We start from the raw sequence: 16,340 nt of genomic DNA on the forward strand, positions 1-16,340 counted from the left end.
ACACTTGATGACGTTATAAATGACTTCGGGCCCTGAGCTGCAAAACAATCTTGCTGAACAACGGTGCCAAGCAAACCTAAAAAGCAGGTGCAAATAGTAAAAACGCGTCGACTGTCCTTGATCATTCGTCCATTCCGATTTGTTTCCGCAACCGATGACAGGAACTACCCTGCGATGCGCTGACGGCACATGTGCTGCAATCAGTGCATTTCGCAAAGTAGCTTCAAAACAGCTCAAAGAACTGTGGCAATTACCAATAGATCTTTAGAGCAGCTTGGACATCGCGTGATGGATAGGCTTGGGAGATAGTCCCAAACAAATGACTGCTGACATCTCCCAGATTTGTATTCGGAGCAAAGAAGTTCGGATGGTTCAAAGCGTTGAACATCTCCATCCGGAACTGGATGCGCCTTTGCTCTCCGAAATCAAACCATTTTTGGATACCCATATCCCAATTGTTGTAGTTCGGGGAACGCAGGTTCGCGAGATTACGAGGAGCATTGCCGAAGGTGAATGCTGCAGGCTGTGAAAATGCCGACGCATCAATCCAATTCTTGATGTTCTGGCGTTGTGGCTTTGGATTTCCAACCAGATTCGGACGCTGATTGCCTCCAAACGAGTTTGTATTGTTCTGTGCCGGAGAGATTGAAAGTGGGAATCCACTCTTGGCCGTTAGGATTCCGGTTAACTGCCATCCACCTAGAGCAAGGTTGGTCGGCATATTCCATCCCCGTCCGAAGGTTTTTCCACGTCCGAAGGGAAGCTCGTAGATATAGTTCACAACCAGGCTATGCGGAATATCACTGGTATCGACAGCCCACTCCGTTGCGAGATTGTGAGGATCGCGAACCTGACTTCCGCTGCCCGGGAATGCCCATCCCGATGCACCCTGCACGTTATCCATAAACTTCGAGAACGTATAGGAAGCAGTCAGATTCAGGCCGGAATGCCAGCGATGAGTATAAGTTGCCTGCAGTGCGTTGTAGTTAGAGGCCCCTACAGCGGGAGGAGCTTCTGTAACGCTGCAATATTGCGGATAAGGACGAAGCAACTGCCCGCGCAGCACCGTAGGCTGATCGAGTCCGCAGGCACTGCCGGAGACATGCCCATAGAAAGGATTGCTTACCTGATCGTAGAGGGAATTCCCCAAGCTCAACTTGCTGGTCGGCAGTTGGTTCCACTCGAGATACTGAGCAAGAACATGAACGCCATGATTTCCTACGTACGTGATGTCGAGCAGATCATTACTATTGAAGGAGTATTGGAAACCCGCCATCCATTGCTGAACATAAGGAGAATGCCGCTTTGGATTCACAACCGGGTTCAAGCCGTAACCGACATTTGTCAGCGCACCCTGCGCGGAGCCCTGTGGCTTTACTTGCCCTCCTGGAAATGCGTTAGCCAATGCGTCGTGAGGGGTTAATTGATTGTCAAGAGTGCCAACCCAGGGAGTTGCTTGCGAGTAGCCGGTCAACGGTCCGTTGCCATAATAGTTAGGAGTAAAGAAGATTCCATAACCCGACCGGAATACGAGCTTCGGCATCACCTGATAGGCAGCACCAATACGCGGAGCAAAATTTGTGTAAGTGGTGTTGTATAGGCCACGGTTTCCATCCGTATTGAAGACCAACTGTCCTGGAACCGTCATGCCGACTGCGCTACTGATGGGGTTGGTTGCTGAAAAATCAAAATACTGCTGGCGATTGTGCCGCTCGGTGGGAGCAGTCTGAATCTCGTACCGCAAGCCAAGGTTGATCGTGAGCTTCTGGGTTGTCTTCCAGTCGTCCTGCAGATACCAGCCTAGTTGCTTTTTCTGCGTAGCCGGAAAAGCATTGACACCAGTTTGGCCGCTTCCGACGCCCAATAACAATGAGGCAATACCAGCGCCAGTTCCAGAGGCCTGGTTTTGAGGATCAGGACCTCCGGTAAAGGATGTCGGGAATGTCAGCGTCGTGTTGAAGTAATGCCCACCATAGATCTGATTCAGGACGCCCATAAATCCAAACGACAGATTATGCTTGCTCAGAGTTTTAGTAAGGTCGGTGGAAGCTGTCCACAACGTGCGCGGTACAACGTAGTCGTCCTGGCTTGGATTGGGTCCTAGCCCGGATACACCCTGCGGTTGAAACTGCGGAAAGATAGGAGAGATTGCGTCGATAAAGCCTGGGAGCCCAAGTGTTGAAGGCTTAAATCCGAAACTCTGTACACGCGACTCTTCCACCCAGCGATTCACACCGATATTGGCACTTATCAGGAAAGTTGGAGTGAATATGTGGCTGTATCCGAGATCGAAACTATAACGGTTGTTGGGATTCGTAGCTCCGGGACCGGCCGGATTCGTCGAACCGTAGTACTCAGGAACGTTGACCTTCGTTTCGAACTTCTGAGACCAGCGGGCAAAGATGCGGGAGAGAGCCGAAATATTGTGGTCAACTCGAATTGAATATTCGTCCGAATGTGCTTCGGCAGCTGCCGAACGGCTGTAGTTGTTTGAAAGAGCAGAGGAGTCTGCTTTTGGCCAATAGGTCCCCTGAAGGACATTCTTGGCAATAGCGTCCCAGCGATTGTTCGTAATTACATTTCCACGGAAAGGGTCGCGAATATATCCACTGCTGGTTGATGTCAGACCTGTAACCGCATCGACCTTACCCGCAGTGATCTGACGTGTGCTGAAGGGATCATAAATCTGGCCGGTATAAATAGGCCGGCCAAGCGCATCGCTTCCTATCTGTGCGCCTAGTTGCGCTGAGAAGTCTCCGTTACGAAAGGCGTCGATAGGCATCGTGCCTCCGAAAGTTACCGGAGTCTGCTGGCGCAGTCCTTCATAATAGGCGAAGAAGTAAGTCCTATCTTTGATAATCGGCCCGCCGGCTGTAGCACCGAACTGCTGCCGATGGAAGAGCGGCTGCTTGCCATGATTGAAGTAGTTCTTAGCATCCAATGCACTGTTACGGTAGAAGTCGTAAATATCGCCGTGGAACTGGTTCGTACCCGACTTTGTAACAACGTTGATGACGTTGCCACTGCTCCATCCATATTGCGCAGTAAAGGCATTGGTCTGAATTTTGAATTCCTGCACTGAATCCACCGCAGGCACGTAGGCTACGCCACCCCAGTCAGCACCTGTGTCCCAGGTACCGTCCAGGAGATATTCGGCGGTATTGAAGAAGGTGCCACCGAAATTAAAGAAAGAGATATCCTGGTCGGCACTTCCTGAAATTCCATTTCCGCCTACGATCTGAAACTCCGCCGTATTACTGACCGATGAATTCAATAAGGCCAGGCCATAGACGTTCCGGAGATTGAGTGGCAGATCGACCACCTGCTTGGCAGAGATGTCGGATGAGATGTTGGCGTTATCTACATTCAGTAAAGCCACCTCAGCAGTAACTTCTACTTTTTCGGTTGCCGAACCTACCTGGAGCGTAATCGGCAGTTGAGCAGTTTGGCCGGCAGCCAGATTGATGCCATCCTGCTTGTAGGTCTTGAAGCCCATTGCCTGAACTTCCAGGGAGTAGACGCCGGGCGGTAACAGCGAAAAGGAATAAATCCCGGATGCATCCGAGGTGAAGGTTCGAATGATGCCACGTTCAGGACTGACAAGTTTTAGCTTCGCACCAGCCAGCACAGCTCCTCCGGGATCGAGAACGGAACCGCTCAGCGTTGCCGTGAACGCTTGAGTCTGGGCGTGGACTGATGTCTGTAGCGATAGCTGACTACCGATGATAGTCAGGATGCTGGCTACCCCGGTCAACAGAGCTTTCCACTTCATAGAGATACAGCCTCCAAATTCTGGTTTACATCTTCCGGGAACATCTGCCGTTGAGACTTGCTCATGATTCACAGATCCCTTACCGGCCTTCCCGACAACACAATGTGAACCGCGAACCTTTCTAGCGAGGTCCTTCACTATGCAAAAGGTCCTTACGGAAATGTCTCCCGTAAAAACGAACACATATAGGGGAAAACAACAGATGCAACAAGAGCTAACGGAGGAGTTCTATCGCCCTCGAAAGTGAGGGTCTTTACAGGTAAAGACCCTGGGAAATTGGCTCAATATCAAGGACCACCTCGAGATTCCCATAGACTTCTGAGCTAACCCAATGTCAGCGAATCACAGTCGAGCGAGTTCCCGGGACTGTTCATTTGCGGACAATGGTTTTTCGAATTTGAACAAGCTTCGAGTTAGAAGAACGACCTCATGATCCCAATCGGCTGATAAAGAGGTACTTTGAAGCCGTTTGACTTTGGCAGGACATGTGCTGTGTACGAAAATGAACACCCCGGCCTGGGATGTGGAGATCTAGATGCAAACGCTGCTACAAGACCTACGCTATGCGTCGCGCCAGCTTCTATCGTCAAAGGGACTAACCTTTCTTGCGATCCTGACATTAGCTCTGGGGGTAGGCGCAAACATGACACTCTACACCGTAGTGGAGAGTGTCCTACTACGTCCGCTGCCTTACAGCCACGCGGATCGCCTTGTATTGATAACCCCCTCTGATGAAAACAAGGCTGGATTTCAGTCCACTTCCTGGCTCAACTATCGAGATGTGCGCGACCAGAATCGTAGCTTTGCCGCTGTCTCTGCCTATGCGGCAGATCTGAGTGTCATCGTAGGCAAGAACGGATCTGAATCCGTCCTTGCTCCACGCGTAACACCTAATACCTTCGCCATGCTCGGAGCACAACCGCTACTGGGCAGAACCTTTACGGAAGACGAAGGCAAGACAGGCGGCCCGCAGGTCGCGCTGCTTTCGGAAAAGCGTTGGAGGCAGAGTTTCGATTCCGATCCGAAGATCATCGGACAAACCATAAATATTGGAGGCACAAGCCGAACGATTGTAGGCGTAATGCCATCAACCTTTAAGTTTCCCGAAGAAGCCGGTGCCGATATTCGCCAAGCTATCTGGTTGCCTATGCAGCCGACACCGGAGATGCTGAAAGAACGTGGATATCACTTCCTGGGTGTAGTTGGACAGACGCGTCCCGGTGTTACACAAGCGCAAGCGCAAAGCGATCTGAACGCAATAGCAAAAAACATCAGCCAGACCGATCCGGATGACGCCAAGAATCTAGTCCTTCGCGCCTGGCCCTATCAGGAAGTTCTTACCGGACCGATTCGTCCAGTCTTTTTGAGCCTATTCGGGGCTTTGGTTCTGGTATTAGTGATTGCCTGCGCGAATGTTGCCAACCTGATGATTGCCCGCTGTCTTGGCCGTCAACAGGAGTTTGCCGTCCGCTCCGCTCTTGGAGCTAATCGTTTCCGCCTTATTCGCCAGATGATCACGGAAGGGCTACTGCTCAGTATCCTTGGCTGCGGAGTCGGAATGCTACTTGCCAAGCTAGCCTTAACGGCGATCTCCAAACTGCCGGACGATACGATTCCTAGAGCAGATTCCATTGCAATCCATTGGACCGTACTACTGGCGCTGGCAGCAGTCGCTACGCTAACGACACTCTTGTCCTCCCTGCTACCTGCGCTAATGGTGGCCAGAACGGACCCACAACCTGCTCTTCAGGCCGGTTCTCGCGGTGTAGGGTCCCGGGCGGTTAACCGCAGACTAAGCGGATGGATGGTAGCTGGAGAGATTGCGCTTTCAACGCTTCTGTTGATCGGCACCGGACTTCTCTTCCATACACTCTGGAATCTTGAGCACACGCATCTGGGCTTCGATGTCGCTCGCATAACAACATTCACCGCAATGCCGTCGGACTCCTCAGGATTTTCAGGCATGGAGGTTTCAGAAGACACCGCCAACGCTCCCACTTCGGTAGCAACAACTGTCTACACGCCTGTTCTGGAGAGAATCCGGCAAGCTCCCGGCGTCGAGAGTGCAGCGGTTGTCACGGCGCCGCCTCTCTCTGGAGTAAATATGCACTCCAGCTTCGAAATTGTTGGAGATCCCAAAAAATCCGAGAAGAAACCTCAAGGAAGGATCACGGCGGTTAGCGGAGACTATGCCAGAACATTGGGAACCCCGATGGTACGTGGTCGAATGATTGACGAAAGCGACACAGCGAACTCGCCCTATGTTGTCGTTGTCAATGAGGCCCTCGCCAAAAAGTACTTCTCAGGTAAAGATCCTCTACAACGACAAATCGATCTGGGTGGGAAAGATACAGGAATGCTCAGGCCATACACAATTATCGGAGTAATGGCAGATCAGACTGATTCCAGCGTGGGAAGCGCCGCGCAGCCCTTCATTCTTATCCCTGCGCAGCAGATACCGACAACATCCCTCTTCTATCAGGCTTTACTCAAAACCATAGTGAACTTTGTCGTAAAGACCCGCGGGGACATTCCAATTACTCAAGAGATGCGCAACATCTTCCGGCAGACTGCTCCCGGCTTTGCTCTCGATAACTTCCACACCATGCGAGAAGTTGTCGAAGCAAACACTTTCAGTCAGAGACTTAGCCTTTATCTGGTTGGCTCCTTTGCAGGACTTGCTGTTGTCATGGTGGCAGCCGGCCTTTATGGCGTACTAGCCCAGCTTGTAGGCTACCGTCGTAGAGAAATCGGCATCCGCATGGCCTTAGGCGCAACTCGCCAAAGTGTCGCACAAATGGTTCTCAGACAAGCCTCTCTATTCATTGGCATTGGCCTGATCTCCGGAATCATCATGGCACTCGCAACTGGACGCTTGATCAAAAGCTTCCTTTATCAGGTACAACCGAGCGACCTGTGGACATACAGTTTCGTCACTCTCCTGTTGCTGTTGATAGGAACAATAGCTTCTGTCTTCCCAGCACACAGAGCGGCATCGATTGAACCGATACAGGCGTTGAGAGAAGACTAGAGCAGTTCCAGCGCAGCTGTACCCTGGAACCCACGAAGATTACGCCGCTTTCCGCCAAACCGGGGCCCCCGGCAAGTCTAGTGTTGACTTGCTGGGGGGAAGAAAGCGGCTCTTCTCTATCCAGTAAACTGATCTTCGAATGATGAGTCCGTTGCTAATCTTCGCGGCGCTTTTGGCTCTTGCTCCCTTTCTTCTTGAGGCTTTTTGCACCGGTTTCCTTTCGCGCCTTGCGCATACGATCTCCTTTCCTCTGCGAATGGCACTGCCAGCATTGCTGTGCATTCCTTACACACTGGTGGCCTATTCCTCCGGAACCTTCCACTGGAGCTGGTTTGCTCTCTACGCATTGCTTCCAGTTGCTGTCGCATTTCTGTTATGGCAATCCCAAGCTGTCGATCCGATACAGAATGGAAACTGGCGGGATTTTCTGGTCTTACTTATCCTGGGTCTGGCCGTCGATCTGCGTTGGTTTGAAGCAGCCTGGCCAGCAAAACTCACGGTATTTGGAAAGGTTCTCCTGCTTGATGCCGGCATCTATGGATTCTGCGGACTTCGTCAACTGGGCGGCACTGGCTTTGATTTACGGCTGAAATTTCGCGACCTGCGCTTCGGATTGCGCGAATTTCTCTTTTACACACCACTAGCAATCCCGTTAGGCTTGGGACTTCATTTTCTGCACTTCCATTCTCAATGGCCATCACTGCTTCAAGCGGCGGGAGGATTCCTCTTCATTTTCTTCTTTATAGCTGTTCCTGAAGAGCTGTTCTTCCGTGGATGGATGCAGAATCTATTGGAACGCCACACGGGAAGATACACTTCACTTCTTGTAACAGCAGCCCTCTTTGGACTCTCTCACTGGAATAAGCGTGCGCTTCACTTCAATTGGCGTTACGTTTTGCTGGCAACTTTGGCCGGATTCTTTTATGGGCGAGCGTGGAGACAAGAACGTAGGGTGGGAGCTTCCTCTATTACCCATGCCACTGTCGATACACTCTGGTCCTTATGGCTGAGGTAATACTGGACCATTCGAATGATAGATCAGGTAGCCATGACCGACGCGCATGTTATGGTGCACATATCCGGGAATACTGATCACCAGACATATCCCTAGAATTGCATGTGCAATGGCAAGGCTGAAGATATTGCGATAGCGCAGAAAAGCCGTGCAAGCTACCAGTCCCCAGAACAATGTGCACGCCGTAAGAATTGGACTTGGCAGATGTGCCGCCGCAAATAGACCAGCAGCCGCCACGACTGCAACCTTCTTCTTGGGGAGAATCCTCAACAGCCTTAAAAGAACAAAATCCTGCAGTAAAAACTGCTGCATAAAGGCCCAAAGAATATAGCCCGCAAACCTCCTAAAAAAGGCCACAATTCCGTGGGGGTGGTGCAGTGTACGAAACTTGATTGCAACGACGACAGCTCCAGCCATAATGAGCACGGCCAATCCAGCCACCCAGAGTGATTGAACAAAGCCGGACGTCTGTAATCCCATCGTCTGACGACTATCAGGAGCTAGAGCTGTAACCAGAAGTATCCATCCCAGAGCGACGAAATAGAGCGACCTTTGCCAGGGATTTGCTGTCCATATCACCGACAAGATCAATCCGTATCCAATCGCAAGCTCCCAGAAATCTCTTTGCTTGCGATTGGCCTGTAACGGATTCGCTCTTTTCCAAACGTTCAATTTAGTGATTTCCAGTGAGACTATACAGGCTCGATCGAAGCAAGCTACTTAACGCCCTGCTCCGGATTCCACGAGCCTTGCAGCCTCCGAATATAGATGATCTGGCCGATATGGTATGCGTTATGAGCTCCGACATGAGCAATCAATGAAGCTGATTCAGCTATCTTTTCATCACTCGCCGCTTCGACTGCCTTCTCCCAGGAGGTCATAACCTCATCCAGCTGTTTGACCGTTGCTTCCCATTTTTTGCTGTCAAAGTTGTTGAAGGTCTCTTCGTTATTTCCGCTAAACTTTGCAGGCTGTTCACCTTTAAACTTCGCCAGCTCCTGGTTATTCCAGAAGATCAGGTGATTGGCCAATTGCCCGATGGAATGATTTCCGCTGCTATCTTTCCAGCTTGCCTGCTCCGCGGTAAGCCCTTGTACGGCGATATTAGCGGGAACGAACCAGTCTTTGCTGTTATGCGTCGTTCGAAGTTGCTCTAATAACACATCTTTTAGGGTCATAGGCTTTGGTGGTTTCGCAGTTTGCGCAAAAGCGTGAAACGACAATACTAAAACAGCCAGAAGTACGATTTTCTTCATACACTGTTTCCTCTTCATTAACTTGGGTTTCCTGGATCATGGCAAGCCTACCCGCATCTTCATCGCGGACGAGACAGGCAAAACAAGAGAACTTTAACTGAGCAGATCTATCGCCGTCGAGTACTGATTGCAAACCAGCTCCTTTGCCGGATCGATCAGCATCTCCCATTCCTTTTCTATAAGGGAACGGAACCATTGCCGCCCTTCTGCAAACGAGTACTTGCGAACAGCAAAGGCCATATAGAACCAATATGCCGGTCGAAGTATGCGTGACATGGCATCTGCATTCGATAGGCACACAGCTTCCACAGAAACGGAACCAACCTTACAAGGTTCGGAATGCGTGATAATCGCAGCAGCGACTTCGTCAGCCCGATCCTTTGGAAAACCGCGGGACAAAAGGAACTCCCGCGCTAACTCGGCGCCGATTCTGGCGTGATCGGGAATTGTCGTTGCATCTATCACGGCGGAGATGTCATGAAAGTAAGAAGCCAACTCAACAACTTCGATATCTGCGCTTAGCTTTTTCGCTAGCTCGTTTGCACAATTTGCAACAACAGAGAGATGCTCTTTAAAGAAAGATGGACCAAAGATGTTTTCATTCTTTTGACATAACTGCTGCATATACTCGCGAACACAAGAACCTTGCATGTCAGAACCATACCACTTTTGGCCCACCCCGGATTTATTGGTTTATCGAAGGACTCCTTCTTTACCGGCGACTCTTCGCAAAAGCGCCAGCTGGCCTACGTGATAAGCCTGATGAAAGAGTATCGTCGTCAGCAGCGTCCGGACTGTTTCATCAGGATCGTCGCGAGGAGAGAATGGAGCCGGAGAATCAAGAACCTCTGGAATCAAATTGGCGATGCCTACATCCACATGGGCCGAGGTTTCGCCCCATATACGAAGAAGCTCTTCCAGCGGTACCGCCTCGGAAGCATCTCGAATTGGCAAAGATCCTCTTGCATAACGTTTGAGCGCTTCCGTTTCCTTTATTTGCTCCTGTCCGAGCATCGGAAGGATGCTGTTATAGATACACGCCAGATGTCCAATGACCCAGTTGATGCAGTTCCCCCCACCGACGGGCTGTATCAGGCTATCAGCTTCCGTGATGCCATCCAGCGTACGGCTTGCAATCACGCTTATGACAATCGCTTGATTGCGAAAGATTTCGACTTCCGTCGCATGTGCAGATACGTATGTGGCCATGACTACTCCTCAACAAGCAGGTTTTGTATCTTTCTCTTGAATTACCGCTGCAGTAATGACCTATTTGGCAGAGCTGCTTTCGATAACCGTCTTCATCTTGTTCAGCCCCTTTTCGAAATTACCGCCGATCATCTTGTCCATATTTACAAACAGCCCAATGGCCTTACCGGCGAACGGGCGCTTGCCGAACATTGCCCATGTCACCTGTGCCCGATCCCCCTCGGACTTAATCGTGAACTCTGCTGTAGCCGTACTCCGGAGAGGCTTAAGAAATTGCATATTGATTCGGACCAGATCGTTCGGGTGACTCTCGGCGATAGATAGCTGGCCCTCGCCGACTTTATTGTTTCCAGCCCAGGAAAATGTGGCCCCCGGCCCCGATTCAGGGCCGGCATATAGCAGATGAACGTTAGGATCGGCTTCGAGCCAAGGAGACCAGCTATTCATTTTGTGCAGATCGTTTACTTGCGCAAAGACTATCTCCGGAGGTGCTGCAATCGTTACCGAACGGGCAATTCGAAAGTCCGACGGTTGAAGAGCAACGACCACAACAAACAACGCAATAACTGCAATAACAGCGCTCAGAATCTTCAAGAACATGACAGTTCTCCCTTCCAAGTAAATCCACTTTCTTGCGGTCGCAGCATTACTTTCAGCACGCAGCAGCTGAGAATGTACATAATTGGTTTTGATCCGGTCTATTTACTTCGAATGGCAGCAGGACCCTACCTTTTCAAGATGGATATACCCGCCAGTGGCATCGACGTATCCGCCGGCACCATATCGATCATGATGCCTGACCCAATCCGCCAAGGAGAAGTTTGGGCCGTTTTCATCCCGTCCCTTCGGCGTCATATCGAGGAACATATACGTGGTGAGAACTTCTTCATTTCCCCGTCCGTAACAAGAGTAGGTATGGTAGATGTCTCCCTTTGTGTCCTTATAGAAAACACTTTGTCCTGAAAGTTCTTCGATAGGCACTTTTGACATTCTGTAGTTGTAGTAGGCTTCGCCTTTCGATAGCTCCTCTGCCGTGAAAGACACATGGTAATCAAAGTTGAAATCACTGTTGTAAGACGAGACCCAGGGGAAATGCCAACCCATCCGATTCTTGAAGGCTTGCAGTTCCGCAAGTGGAGCACGCGAAACAGCAACAAAGGTCACATCGTGGTTAGCGAGATGTAGATTGGCACCATCCACATGATCGGCAAGGAATGAGCAGCCTACACAGCCTTCGCCCAATTCTTTACGCCACATAAAGTGGTAAATAAATAGCTGACTCCTACCATCGAAGAGGTCGCATAATGTTTTCTTTCTGTCCGGAGTATCGAAGAGATACTCCTTCTCTACCTTGACCCAGGGTAAGGCACGCCGTTTCGCGTTGATTGCATCGCGTGCACGGGTAAGTTGCTTTTCTTCTTCCAGTAAGGCTATCCGTTCTTTAAGCCATTGCTCTCTGGATACGATACGGGGATTCGCAATAGTATTTGTCGTCATGGGGATCTCTTTAACAATGCTGTTTTCTTGCGTTCTATGAAGACATGACCTGCTATTACTTGGCTTCCGTACTTATATGACAGCAGGACTTTGTTTCCTTCATAAAGTCGTACTTATCGTGATGGCGGGTCCATCCGTAGGTGGGACTCTGGGGCCATCCCTGGGGAGAGTCTTCCCAATCTTCCTGCCGGCCATAGGCTGTCATATCCAGGAACTGAATTGTGCCAACCAGGGGTTCCAATCCACGCCCATAGGTGGAATAGGTATGGAAGATACTATCGCCGACACGCAGAAAGACGCTGAGCCCGGGCTGCTCTCCCTTTAGTTGATATATCAATCCCTCTCGCTCGAGAGTTTCTTTGTCTTTGTAGTTGTATTCGACTGGTGCGATATTCTCATCCAGAGTTACGTGGAAGTCATAATTGAAATCGCTCTCATAAGACGAGAACCAGGGAATCGTCCAGCCCATTCGAGCCTTAAATGGCGCTATCTTAGTTCGAGGTGCACGGGAGACCAGAACCAAGGAGGTATCCCGTGCATACAGATGAGAGAGATGTCCAATGTTATCTGCCATCATGGAGCACCCTGGACATCCCTCGTCCCATGGAGCTCCGGAGCTTCCGTCAGGAGAATCCGCAGGATCGAACATGAAGTGATAAACAATTAACTGCCTTCGACCATCGAAAAGATCCAGCAAGGTGGCTTTTCCCTTAGCACCGTCGAATATGTATTGTTTTTCGATCTTCACCATCGGCAGACGGCGACGCTTCGCGTTTAAGGTGTCACGTGCTCGGGTAAGTTGTTTCTCTTCGAGAAGAAGAGCTTTTCTTTCTTTCAACCACTCGTCTCTCGATGTCACTCTTGGGAGGGCTACCTGACTCGTCGCCATCTCTAGTGCTCCTTTATGTTTGCGGCTGAAGAAGCTTTTTTGTTCTTGTTCTTTCCACGAAGCTTCATGAAAACCGCAGTTATTCCGCCCGCCGATGTTGTACTTACTGCAACCAAAGCTGCACTGGCCACACATGCTGGACACATAGCTTCCTCCTCCCTTACCGACTCAAACTTTGGGTATATTCGGAATCTCGATAACCGGCCGAATTTCGACCGTGCCCTTACGTGCTCCTGGAATTTTCCCGGCAATCTCGATCGCGTCGTCGAGATCTTTGGCTTCTACAAGGAAGTAGCCGCCGAGTTGTTCACGCGTCTCCGCGAAGGGCCCATCGGTTACGAGGCGCTCTCCCTGGCGAACTTGAACACTGGTCGCCGTGGATACAGGCTGAAGAGGAGAAGCTGCCAGGAACTTTCCTTGGTTCGCTAGTTGATGGCAGAGTTCGGTTGATTCCAGATAGCACTCTTCTCGCTCTTTGTTCGTCCAGACTCGCTCCTCACCATAGATCAGCAACATATATTTCATTCGTCTCTCTCCATGAAGTAATCGAACGGCAGTAGCTGGGATCGACACACCGGCAGGAAAAATATTTACAATTCCGGCATGACGCAGGACGCTACCGCCGCTGTCGAAGCAGTGTATCGCGCCGAATGGGGTCGAATCGTAGCTACATTGATTCGAATTCTCGGAGATTTCGATCTTGCAGAAGAGTCTGCACAAGAAGCATTTACCGCCGCAGTAGATCAATGGTCAACCTCCGGGGTGCCGGAGTTTCCCCGGGCATGGATCATCCAGACAGCCAGACACAAAGCTATCGACCGCATTCGGCGCAAGAGCCGCTTTGAAGAAGAACTGGATCCCTATGCCGAAAGTAAGTTGGGCTCCGCTCCCAAGGAACTCACCTATGAGCCGGAGTACCACGTGGGAGAGATCCCCGATGACCGGCTTCGCTTGATCTTTACCTGTTGCCACCCCGCACTTGCACTTGAAGCCCAGGTTGCACTGACCTTGCGCACCTTATGCGGACTTGAGACCGAAGAGATTTCGCGCGCCTTTTTAACGCCGGTACCAACCATGGCTCAGCGGCTTGTCCGAGCAAAACGAAAGATTCGCGATGCAGGTATTCCCTATGCAGTGCCTGCAGCCAAGGAAATGGTCAGCCGTCTCGATGCAGTGCTGACAGTGATTTACCTCGTTTTTAATGAAGGCTATACAGCAACCAGAGGCGAACCGTTGCTGCGAGCTGATCTTTGCAGCGAAGCGATTCGTCTTGCCCGACTGGTGCAATCCTTAACAGCCCCCAGAACTCCAGCAGAAGTTTCAGGCCTTCTGGCGTTGATGCTGCTTCATGACTCCCGCCGCAATGCTCGGCTCAACGCAAATGGTGAACTTGTCATTCTGGAGGAGCAGGACCGCTCACTTTGGGATAGAGAGCAGATTAATCAGGCACTTCCCCTCGTCGAAGAGGCCTTTCGAAAAGGACCTGGACCATATTCCATTCAAGCAGCTATTGCAGCTCTGCATTGCCAGGCAGTACGACCGGAAAAAACGGACTGGCAGCAGATCGTAGCTCTTTACGAATTGCTCGAACAGATGCAGCCGTCCCCTGTGATTGCATTGAACCGCGCAGTTGCAGTGGCAATGACGAAAGGGCCGAGAGCAGCACTAGAAATCATCCACGATCTCGAAACCTCGCATCAGCTCGACAATTATCACCTTCTCCATGCCTGCCGGGCCGATCTCTTGCGTCGTATCGGCTCATTGGAAGAAGCCGCTGCAAGTTATGAAAAGGCGTTGTCTCTGGTATCGAATGAAATTGAGCGCCGATTCTTGAAACGAAGATTACAAGAGATCTTACCTTCAAAGATTTCCGAGTAGAAACCTTTTGCTTTCAGAGATCTAGAACATCTTTCGCATGAGATTTTCCGCCCTGCGGATCATGCACAAAGACAAGTGCATTTCTATTGAGCTTTGTAGAAGAGCCACAAATGTTTGTCGCTTTTCACTGTTGCTTTTATCATTAACAAAGATCACAAGATCTTGAGTTTTGGTCTGACTTGTTCCAAAAAGGTGGGCTTGCTCACTTTTTCCCATTTTCTGTGTACGATCAGCCAATTTAAATCGTCTATCTGTTCTGAGGGAAAGGTAAAATCACCGATACTGATCAACATGAGCAGTCCTCGATTCATTGGCTCCCATTCAGGATGTAGTCTATGTTGCGAAGGCCTGAATGAGCCGTTTCCCTTCACGATGGCATTCCAGCCAATCGTAGACGTGGAGACTCAAAAAGTTTTTGCCTATGAAGCATTGGTGCGCGGTCCAGGTAATGAACCCGCAGGCTTTGTGCTGGGCCAAGTGGACGCCTCCAACAGGTATGCTTTCGATCAAAGCTGCAGGATCAAGGCCATCACCATGGCTACATACCTGGGTGTTGGAGAGACAGATGCAAAGCTGTCTCTCAATTTCATGCCGGATGTAATCTACAATCCGTCGACTTGCTTGCGCCATACCCTCGAAGCAGCGCGCAGCTGCAATTTTCCACTGAACGGATTGATCTTTGAGCTTACGGAAGATCAGCGAATTCAAGACACCGAGCATCTATCGGGAATCGTCAATGAATATCGCAGCCATGGCTTCCAGATGGCTATCGACGATTTCGGTGCCGGTTATGCAGGACTCAATCTGCTGGCAAACTTCTCAGCCGACATCATTAAGTTGGATATGGATCTGATTCGCGATATCGAGCAAAGACCAGTTGCTTACGCGATCGTGCATTCTATTGTCCAACTTTGCAACAGTCTAAACATAAAGGTCGTTGCAGAAGGTGTCGAAACCCATGAGGAGTATCTGGCATTGCGGCAATGCGATGTAAAGCTCATGCAGGGCTACCTCTTCGCCAAGCCGATGTTTGAAGGGCTTCCGGAGGTTTCGTTTCCCAGGATTACAGAGCAGGATGCTGAAATAATCGTGCTGCAATAGTCCACGAAATCCTCTCGCATTGCCGGTTTATCGCTGTTCCTCTATGGCGCACGATAAACTGTTGGCCCTGCGAGAAAATCCGAATTCTGGCCGATACTGGCGCCTAAAAAGCCACCCAGGAAAGCAAGCGCAACCGTCATAATATGCCCTTCTTCTACTTGATCTTTTGCAGAAGAATCGATGCCGGCACCAATTCCAGCACCAGCCCCAATACCAATCGCTGCGCCTGCCAGTGTCGATAAACCTTTACGCGACAGGCGAATTGACCTTATCTCATTTCGAGGCGTTACAACCCGGTGATGTACAGGGAAGAAAAGAATGGTCTGCCTCTTATCACAGATCAGCGTGTCCTCGTCAGCATTAGAGAAGTTGCAGGTGATCCCCCTATGAATTCTAGTTATCCGGATCTGCTGACCGGGAGGAAGTTGCTTCACCCTATCCCATCCGCCAGATTGCGCCTGAAGACAGGAAGCAAAACAAAACACACAGCAGAGAACTATCCATCGTGCGTAGAAGATCATGGCCGACATTGTAGTCATGAATCCCAAAAAGTTTAGAGCATTTTGTGGCTTTTTCTGAGGCCCGCGACCTGTAACCATTCATGGACAGAATTCCTCTCTCCTCCAACTTGGAGGGTCCTCATGAAAAAATGCCCCCCACTGATATGTCAGATACCTTGGAGCTGTCTTCTA

The 16,340-nt window shown here is 50.4% G+C and carries 14 protein-coding genes; 4 read left to right on the forward strand and 10 right to left on the reverse strand.

The window, feature by feature from the left end; genetic code table 11:
- Positions 1 to 250 precede the first annotated feature (250 nt).
- Positions 251 to 3,772 carry a TonB-dependent receptor gene (locus tag AC6I7T_RS14305; protein WP_497794155.1) on the reverse strand — a complete coding sequence of 1,174 codons (3,522 nt, stop codon included), beginning with the start codon at positions 3,770 to 3,772 and terminating at the stop codon, positions 251 to 253.
- Positions 3,773 to 4,307: 535 nt separating this feature from the next.
- Between AC6I7T_RS14305 and AC6I7T_RS14310 the strand changes: the two genes are divergently transcribed.
- Positions 4,308 to 6,803, forward strand: coding sequence for an ABC transporter permease (locus AC6I7T_RS14310; RefSeq protein ID WP_497794156.1), 2,496 nt, complete (start codon positions 4,308 to 4,310; stop codon positions 6,801 to 6,803).
- A gap of 139 nt (positions 6,804 to 6,942) precedes the next feature.
- Positions 6,943 to 7,818, forward strand: a complete 876-nt coding sequence (locus tag AC6I7T_RS14315; RefSeq protein ID WP_497794157.1) for a CPBP family glutamic-type intramembrane protease — start codon at positions 6,943 to 6,945, stop codon at positions 7,816 to 7,818.
- Here the strand turns inward: AC6I7T_RS14315 and AC6I7T_RS14320 are convergent.
- The 8 genes from AC6I7T_RS14320 to AC6I7T_RS14355 all read right to left on the reverse strand — a co-directional run bounded on the left by AC6I7T_RS14320 (position 7,804) and on the right by AC6I7T_RS14355 (position 13,194).
- Complete coding sequence (locus AC6I7T_RS14320; protein WP_497794158.1) at positions 7,804 to 8,490, reverse strand: CPBP family glutamic-type intramembrane protease; 687 nt, start codon at positions 8,488 to 8,490, stop codon at positions 7,804 to 7,806. The two genes, AC6I7T_RS14315 and AC6I7T_RS14320, sit on opposite strands and share 15 nt — an antisense overlap.
- A gap of 44 nt (positions 8,491 to 8,534) precedes the next feature.
- Positions 8,535 to 9,074 carry a DinB family protein gene (locus AC6I7T_RS14325; protein ID WP_497794159.1) on the reverse strand — a complete coding sequence of 180 codons (540 nt, stop codon included), beginning with the start codon at positions 9,072 to 9,074 and terminating at the stop codon, positions 8,535 to 8,537.
- 93 nt (positions 9,075 to 9,167) lie between these two features.
- Positions 9,168 to 9,725, reverse strand: a complete 558-nt coding sequence (locus AC6I7T_RS14330; protein WP_497794160.1) for an HD domain-containing protein — start codon at positions 9,723 to 9,725, stop codon at positions 9,168 to 9,170.
- 42 nt (positions 9,726 to 9,767) lie between these two features.
- A complete protein-coding gene (locus AC6I7T_RS14335; RefSeq protein WP_497794161.1) occupies positions 9,768 to 10,283 on the reverse strand; it encodes a DinB family protein in 516 nt (171 codons plus the stop codon).
- A gap of 60 nt (positions 10,284 to 10,343) precedes the next feature.
- Positions 10,344 to 10,883, reverse strand: a complete 540-nt coding sequence (locus AC6I7T_RS14340; protein ID WP_497794162.1) for an SRPBCC family protein — start codon at positions 10,881 to 10,883, stop codon at positions 10,344 to 10,346.
- A 102-nt stretch (positions 10,884 to 10,985) separates the two neighbouring features.
- On the reverse strand, positions 10,986 to 11,780 hold the full coding sequence (locus tag AC6I7T_RS14345) for a DUF899 domain-containing protein (protein WP_497794163.1): 795 nt from the start codon (positions 11,778 to 11,780) through the stop codon (positions 10,986 to 10,988).
- 55 nt (positions 11,781 to 11,835) lie between these two features.
- The gene (locus AC6I7T_RS14350; protein WP_497794608.1) at positions 11,836 to 12,804 is read right to left on the reverse strand and encodes a DUF899 domain-containing protein; all 969 of its coding nucleotides are present in this window, start codon (positions 12,802 to 12,804) and stop codon (positions 11,836 to 11,838) included.
- A gap of 33 nt (positions 12,805 to 12,837) precedes the next feature.
- Complete coding sequence (locus AC6I7T_RS14355; protein WP_497794164.1) at positions 12,838 to 13,194, reverse strand: YciI family protein; 357 nt, start codon at positions 13,192 to 13,194, stop codon at positions 12,838 to 12,840.
- A 78-nt stretch (positions 13,195 to 13,272) separates the two neighbouring features.
- Here AC6I7T_RS14355 and AC6I7T_RS14360 point away from each other — a divergent pair, with 78 nt between their 5' ends.
- Together AC6I7T_RS14360 and AC6I7T_RS14365 are read left to right on the forward strand one after the other, a co-directional pair.
- On the forward strand, positions 13,273 to 14,547 hold the full coding sequence (locus AC6I7T_RS14360) for an RNA polymerase sigma factor (RefSeq protein ID WP_497794165.1): 1,275 nt from the start codon (positions 13,273 to 13,275) through the stop codon (positions 14,545 to 14,547).
- A 372-nt stretch (positions 14,548 to 14,919) separates the two neighbouring features.
- Entirely contained in the window at positions 14,920 to 15,648 is a 729-nt protein-coding gene (locus AC6I7T_RS14365) for an EAL domain-containing protein (protein WP_497794166.1), read from the forward strand.
- 41 nt (positions 15,649 to 15,689) lie between these two features.
- Here the strand turns inward: AC6I7T_RS14365 and AC6I7T_RS14370 are convergent, their stop codons facing one another.
- Positions 15,690 to 16,247 carry a hypothetical protein gene (locus tag AC6I7T_RS14370; RefSeq protein WP_497794167.1) on the reverse strand — a complete coding sequence of 186 codons (558 nt, stop codon included), beginning with the start codon at positions 16,245 to 16,247 and terminating at the stop codon, positions 15,690 to 15,692.
- Positions 16,248 to 16,340: the final 93 nt, after the last annotated feature.

The organism is Humiphilus diazotrophicus, from assembly GCF_059726315.1.